Consider the following 6,500-nt stretch of genomic DNA (forward strand, 5'->3'; position numbering starts at 1 on the left):
CTGCAGGAGCGGACCCGCGCCGACACGCGCTTCCATCTCGCCATCCTGCGGGCTTCGGGCAACGACCTGCTGGTGCCGCTCGGCGTACTGATCGAATCCGCCTTCGATCATCTCTTTGCCTATACGACACGGGAGATCGACGATCTCAACCACGCGCAGAAGCTGCACGAGGCGATCGAGAAGAACATCCGCCTGCAGCGCCCCGACGCGGCGCGCAATGCTGTGCGCAAATTGCTCGCCAACACAGACGGCGTCATCCGCGCCCGGTAAGGCCGGACCGGCCGCTAATCATCCTTGTCCCGTCCGAAGGCGCTGCGCAGTTCGTCCTTGGCGTCCTCAAGCACTTTTTTGCGCGCGGCAGGCAAGTTCTTGCCGGCGCGGTTGATGTAAAAATTCAGCATCGACATGGCGGATTGGAAAGGCTCGGCCTTGCGCCTGTGGCTGTGTTCGGCGGATCGTTTCAGCGAGGCGGCGATCTTCCTGGCGTCGTCGGATTCGAAGACGTGATCCTCAAGATCCATTGCGTTGCTGTGCTCGGTCACCTCGGCCGACCATTTTTTCCTGGTGGCGGTCATCGCAGGACTCCTTTGCGGGGTGGGTTGCCGGGAAACTCCGCACATCGGTATCGGTTCCGCCCTGGCTCTGGAGCCACGGATTTGCCCGCTGTGGCGCTGCTGCGGCCTGAGAATGCGCCGATAGTGGCGCAAACGGCAGCCGATCTCCGAGACCGCCGACAGGAAACGCCTTGACCCGAACCGACAGCCTCCAGCCCGGCCCCGGCATCGACAGCTCCTATGCCTGGATGCGGCTTGCCATCTCGATGCTGCTGGCGACGATCGGCGCCGTGGGCATGTGGGCTGTCGTCGTCGTGCTGCCCGCCGTGCAGGCCGAGTTCGGCGTCGACCGCGCCGCGGCGTCCATGCCTTACACGGCGACCATGGTCGGTTTCGCCGCCGGCAACGTGCTGGTCGGCCGCGCCATCGACCGGATGGGTTACTGGATCCCGGCGCTGATCTCTTCGATTGCGCTTTCCGCGGGCCTGCTGCTCGCGGCGCTGTCGACCTCGATCCTGCAATTCACGCTTGCCCAGGGGGTGCTGATCGGTATCGGCACGTCGGTGATCTTCGGGCCGCTGATCGCCGATATCTCGCACTGGTTCAACCGCCGTCGCGGTGTTGCGGTCACGGCGGCGGCGGCCGGCAATTACCTTGCCGGGGCGTTGTGGCCGACCATCATGCCGACGCTGATGAAGGCGGAGGGCTGGCGCTTCACCTATGCGGCAATCGGCATCTTCTGCCTGGTGACAATGGTGCCGCTGGTGCTGATGCTGCGGCGCGGTGCCCCGGCGGCGGCCGTCGCGGGTTCGCCCGGAAGCCGGTCGGTGCAGCCGATCTCGCTGTCGCCGGCGGCCTTGCAGGTGCTGCTGGTCGTCGCCGGGCTCGGCTGCTGCGTGGCGATGTCGATGCCGCAAGTGCATATCGTCGCCTATTGCATGGACCTTGGCTACGGCGTCGCACATGGCGCCGACATGCTGTCGATCATGATGGCGGGCGGCGTCGTCAGCCGGCTGGCGTCCGGCTTCCTCGCCGACCGTATCGGCGCCGTGTGGACATTGATGATCGGCTCGGTCCTGCAGTGCCTGTCGCTGCTGTTCTACATCCCGTTCGACGGGCTTGCCTCGCTCTATGTGGTGTCACTGGTGTTCGGCTTGTCGCAGGGCGGCATCGTGCCTTGCTACGCGATCATCGTGCGCGATTATATGCCGGCCAGAGAGGCCGGCCAGCGTATCGGCATCGTCATGATGGCGACCATCTTCGGCATGGCGATCGGCGGCTGGATGTCGGGCTGGATCTACGATTTGACCGGCTCTTATGCGGCTGCGTTCCTGAACGGCATTGCCTGGAATATTTTGAATATACTGGCGATCGTTCTGTTATTGTGGCGGTCGCGGCGATCATTGACGGTTGCAGCTTAAGCCTTATTCCGGGCGCACAAAATGCATCTCGATCTTCACGGTAAGCCCATTCTTCTAACAATAGCGGTGTGGGCCTGCGCCGCGGGATGCCTCGCAGGCGCCGCCGCAATTTTCTATTCGATTATCCTGGTGCTCGGCAGAACCGGGGCGCTTGTAGACACTACTGAGGAAAGATCACTTGGTTGGAGCGAGCGAGCCGGCCGCAGGAATAGCCGTTTCAACAGATTTCTTGTTGCTGACGAATTCCGATCGCTTCGCAAGCTCCTGTTTGGAGCATGGGCCGGATTTTTAGTCTCGTTTGGTCTTCTTTCTCTGCTGATTTTTCTCTTTGGGGAGCGGACATTGACCTAGCGTCGAGAAGGAAGCGCGCGGATAAATATCCCACTTTGACCAACATATGACGGCTGCGGGCGCGATGGCTTCCGATCTGTATCTTGCGAGGACTCGATTTTGACCAAGCCGCGCACGCGCCGGGGCGGCGGCCGCCCGACCATCGCGGATGTCGCGCGCAAGGCCGGTGTCGGCGCCATCACCGTGTCGCGCGCCCTGCGTGAGCCGGAGCGTGTCTCCGAAGAGTTGCGCCGCCAGATCCAGGCCGCTGTCGACGAACTGGGCTACGTGCCGGACCCGAATGCCCGGGCGCTGGCCTCGGCGCGCGCCGAGGTGTTCGGCGTGCTGGTGCCGTCGCTTACCAACAACGTCTTCGCCGAGGTGGTGCGCGGCATCTATGACAGCCTGTCGGCCAGCCCGTTCCGCATCCAGCTTGGCAACACCCACTATTCCGGCCTCGAGGAAGAGCGGCTGCTGCAGCTGTTCGGTTCGCAACGGCCAGCGGCGCTGATCGTCGCCGGCATCGATCAGACGCCGGCTTCGCGAAAGCTGCTGGAAAGTGCCGGCTGCCCTGTGGTGCAGGTGATGGAAACCGGTCCCGATCCGGTCGACATGATGGTCGGCTTCTCGCATCTCGATGGCGGGAGGGCGGCGACCGAGCATCTGATCGAGGCCGGCTATCGCCGCATCGGCTTCATCGGCGCGCGCATGGATCCGCGTTCGCAGCGGCGCCTTGCCGGCTATCGCGCGGCGATGGAGGCCGCGGGCCTGTTCGACCCGCGCCTCGTCACCACCACGCCGGTGCTGTCCAGCGTGTCGCTCGGCCGCGAGATGTTCCGCGACGCGCTGGCCAAGGTGCCGACACTCGACGGGGTGTTCTGCAACAATGACGACATCGCGCTCGGCGTCTTGTTCGAATGCCATCGCGCCTCGATCGCGGTGCCGAAGACGATCGGCATCGTCGGTTTCAACGATCTCGACATGATGCAGGTGGCGTTTCCTTCGGTCACCAGCATCCGCACCCATCGTTATGAGATCGGCCGGCGTGCCGTCGCCATGGCGCTTGCTGCGATCGCCGGCAAAAGACCGGAGCAACGGATCGTAGATCTCGGTTTCGAGCTCAAGCGCCGCGAGAGCACGGCGCGTTGAAACGCACAGAAGCGACTGTGCGAATGCCGGTTTACACGCCGATTTGGTAGCGCTACCATCTCCTACAGGCAGTTGCATGAACGATAGGTCGCACCTGTTTATTATACATAAGCGACAACTAATACTTGTTTATTATGGATAATATGATAGTTTTCGCCCCGCTGGCGGCGACAAGGGAGGTACCGGGTCGGCCATCACGGGCGGCCGAGGAAGCGCATGGCAAGGCGGGAGGTGCCGGTCCATCGCGCGAAAAATTCGCATTGCGAAACGAACAATCAGAACTGCAATCGGGAGGATTATCGATGATCAAGTCACTCGTTGGTGGCGTCGTTGCCGCCACTGCATTCGTCATGCTCAATTCGGCCGCCATGGCCGCCGGACCCGAAATCGTGTCGGGTCCCGCCGCTCAGGCGGACTGTTTCGCGCCGTGGAGCGCAGAGACCAAATTCTTCAAATATCCCAAGAAGGAAGGGCCGTTCCGCATCGCCTTCGCCAATGGCTATATCGCCAACACCTGGCGCATCCAGATGGTGCAGACGGCCAAGGCCTACGCCGCGCAACCTGAAGTCAAAGCCAAGATCAAGGAATTCAAGGTCGTCTCGACGGGCGAGGACGTGCCGGCACAGATCTCGGCGATCAACAATTTCATCGATTCCGGCTATGACGCCATCGTCACCGACGCCCAGAACCCGACGGCCTTCGGTCCGGTCATCAAGCGTGCCAAGGAAGCGGGCATCGTGCTGGTCGCCTTCGACAACATTCTCGATACCAAGGACGCCATCAACGTCAATGTCGATCAGAAGGGTCTTGGCGAATTGTGGGCCAAGTGGCTGGTCGGCAAGATACCGAACGGCGGCAAGATCCTGGAAGTGCGCGGCGTCGCCGGCACCTCCGTCGACACCGATCGTCACAACGGCATCCACGAGGTGTTCGATGCGTCCGGCAAGAAGTGGGACGTGACCGAAGTCGCCGGCAAATGGGATGACGGCGTGGCACAGAAGGTGACCGCGGATGCGATCGCCACCAACGGTCCGTTCGACGGCATCACCGGGCAGGGCGGCGACACGGGCATCGTGCAGGCGATGATCGACGCCAAGCATCCGTTCGTGCCGTTTGGCGGCGAGACCGAGAACGGCTTCCGCAAGTTCTGCGCCGCGCATTCAGCCGACGGGCTGAAGTGCTCGTCCGCGGGCTCGGGCCCGGCTCAGGTCGCCGTCGCCATCAAGACCGCGATCGCCGCACTCGAAGGCGAAGTCGTGCCACAAGAGGTGAAGCTGCCGCTGGCGATCGCCGAAGACCCGAACATGAAGGAAGGCACGGATTACTTCCCCAAGGAATCCGACAATTTCTTCGTCGGCAATTCCTTCCCGACCTGCGGCATCAATTTCAGCGCCCAGGAAATCATGGGTCAGACCAAGGAAAACCAGTAAATCATCGCTGGCTGTCACCTGGCGCCGCGGCTTGAGCCGCGGCGTTTGTCTCAATTCCACAATCGCCCTGGGAGGGCCGATGGACGGTGCGGCTCCGCTCTTTCGTATGGAAGGCATATCCAAGCGCTATGGCGGTGTACGCGCGCTGGAGAAGGCCGAGCTTGTTGTCGAAGCCGGCAGCATTCACGCCATTCTCGGTGAAAACGGCGCCGGCAAATCGACGCTGATCAAGGTCATGGCAGGTGTCGTGGCGCCCGATGAGGGGCGCATGACTCTGGATGGGCGCGAGGCGACCTTCGCCTCTCCGGGTGCCGCCAATAAGGCCGGCATCGTCTGCATCTTCCAGGAACTGTCGCTGGTCCCCGAGCTAAGCGTTGCCGACAACATAGTCATTTCCGACCCGCCCAAACGCTTCGGCATGATCGACCGCAAGGCGCAACGCCGCATCGCCGAAGAAGCACTTGCTCGTGCCGGCGCCGCCGACATCCACCCGCTGGCGCTGGTCAAGGACCTGCCATTGTCGCGCCGGCAGATGGTCGAGATCGCCAAGGCATTGGCACGCAAGCCGCGCATCCTCATCCTCGACGAGGCGACCTCCGCGCTGACTGCCGCGGATGTCTCGAAGATCTTCGCGGTGCTGAAGCGGCTGCGCGCGGAAGGGCTGGCGCTGCTTTACATCTCGCACCGCATGAACGAGATCGCCGAACTGGCGGACCAGTGCACGGTGTTCCGCAACGGCCGCAATGTCGCCAGCTATCCAGCCGGCTCGAAGAGTGACAATGAGGTGGTCGAACTGATGATCGGCCGCGAATACAGCCATATCTTTCCGCCCAAGCCGACGGCCGTGCCTGCCGCCGCGGCCCCCAGGCTCGAGGCCCGCAAGCTCTCATGGGCCGACCGGCTGCACGACATCTCGCTGACCGTCAGGGCAGGTGAGGTGGTCGGCCTTGGCGGCCTCGACGGCCAGGGCCAGCGCGAATTGCTGCTCTCCTTCTTCGGCGTGCTGCGCGGCCTCAGCGGCCAGATCCTGATCGACGGCAAGCCTGTGTCGATCACCAGTCCATCCGTTGCGCGCGACGACGGCATCGGCATGGCGCTCATTCCCGAGGACCGCAAGACCGAAGGGCTGATGCTGCCGATGACGGTGCGCGAGAACCTGTCCTTCGCCGCGCTCGACCGGTTGTCGAAAGCCGGCATCATCGACCGTGCCGCCGAGCAGCGGCTGATCGACGACATGGTCGGTCTTTTGGCGATCAAGACGGCGGGCCTCGACATTCCGGTCGGCGCGCTTTCGGGCGGCAACCAGCAGAAGGTGGTCATCGCCAAATGGCTGATGCGCCAGCCGCGCATCATCCTGCTCAACGATCCGACGCGCGGCATCGACGTCGGCACCAAGCAGGAGCTGTACCAGCTGATGCGCAAACTGGCCGACGCGGGTGCTGCGATCCTGTTCTACTCGACCGACTATGACGAGCTGATCGGCTGCTGCGACCGTGTGCTTGTGCTCTATGACGGGGCGGTCAAGCGCGAGCTGGTCGGCGCCGAGATCACCGAGCGGGCGCTGATATCAAGCGCGCTCAACATCCATGGCGAGGAGAGCCGGGTGGGCCTGGGAG

At 63.1% G+C, this 6,500-nt stretch carries 7 protein-coding genes; 6 read left to right on the forward strand and 1 reads right to left on the reverse strand.

The window, feature by feature from the left end; translation table 11 throughout:
• The coding region (locus EN884_RS20840; protein ID WP_164895080.1) for an FCD domain-containing protein at positions 1-270 on the forward strand (270 nt) is incomplete at its 5' end.
• Positions 271-284: 14 nt separating this feature from the next.
• Here the strand turns inward: EN884_RS20840 and EN884_RS20845 are convergent.
• Complete coding sequence (locus tag EN884_RS20845; protein WP_024501537.1) at positions 285-575, reverse strand: DUF3175 domain-containing protein; 291 nt, start codon at positions 573-575, stop codon at positions 285-287.
• Positions 576-745: 170 nt separating this feature from the next.
• Here EN884_RS20845 and EN884_RS20850 point away from each other — a divergent pair, with 170 nt between their 5' ends.
• The 5 genes from EN884_RS20850 to EN884_RS20870 form a co-directional block, all read left to right on the forward strand.
• Entirely contained in the window at positions 746-1,975 is a 1,230-nt protein-coding gene (locus EN884_RS20850; RefSeq protein WP_013530861.1) for an MFS transporter, read from the forward strand.
• Positions 1,976-1,996: 21 nt separating this feature from the next.
• On the forward strand, positions 1,997-2,326 hold the full coding sequence (locus tag EN884_RS20855) for a hypothetical protein (RefSeq protein ID WP_063168517.1): 330 nt from the start codon (positions 1,997-1,999) through the stop codon (positions 2,324-2,326).
• Between the two features lie 99 nt (positions 2,327-2,425).
• Positions 2,426-3,454, forward strand: coding sequence for a LacI family DNA-binding transcriptional regulator (locus tag EN884_RS20860; protein WP_024501536.1), 1,029 nt, complete (start codon positions 2,426-2,428; stop codon positions 3,452-3,454).
• 302 nt (positions 3,455-3,756) lie between these two features.
• A complete protein-coding gene (locus EN884_RS20865) occupies positions 3,757-4,884 on the forward strand; it encodes a sugar ABC transporter substrate-binding protein (protein WP_013530863.1) in 1,128 nt (375 codons plus the stop codon).
• Between the two features lie 79 nt (positions 4,885-4,963).
• The coding region (locus tag EN884_RS20870; protein WP_164895081.1) for a sugar ABC transporter ATP-binding protein at positions 4,964-6,500 on the forward strand (1,537 nt) is incomplete at its 3' end.

Origin of the sequence: Mesorhizobium sp. M7A.F.Ca.AU.001.01.1.1 (genome assembly GCF_004022735.1) — a bacterium.
GTDB lineage: Bacteria > Pseudomonadota > Alphaproteobacteria > Rhizobiales > Rhizobiaceae > Mesorhizobium > Mesorhizobium ciceri.

Excerpts from the sequence above, each read along its gene's own strand:
- EN884_RS20845 (WP_024501537.1), bottom strand. The coding sequence starts at position 575 with ATGACCGCCACCAGGAAAAAATGGTCGGCCGAGGTGACCGAGCACAGC.
- EN884_RS20865 (WP_013530863.1), top strand. The coding sequence starts at position 3,757 with ATGATCAAGTCACTCGTTGGTGGCGTCGTTGCCGCCACTGCATTCGTC.
- EN884_RS20855 (WP_063168517.1), top strand. The coding sequence starts at position 1,997 with ATGCATCTCGATCTTCACGGTAAGCCCATTCTTCTAACAATAGCGGTG.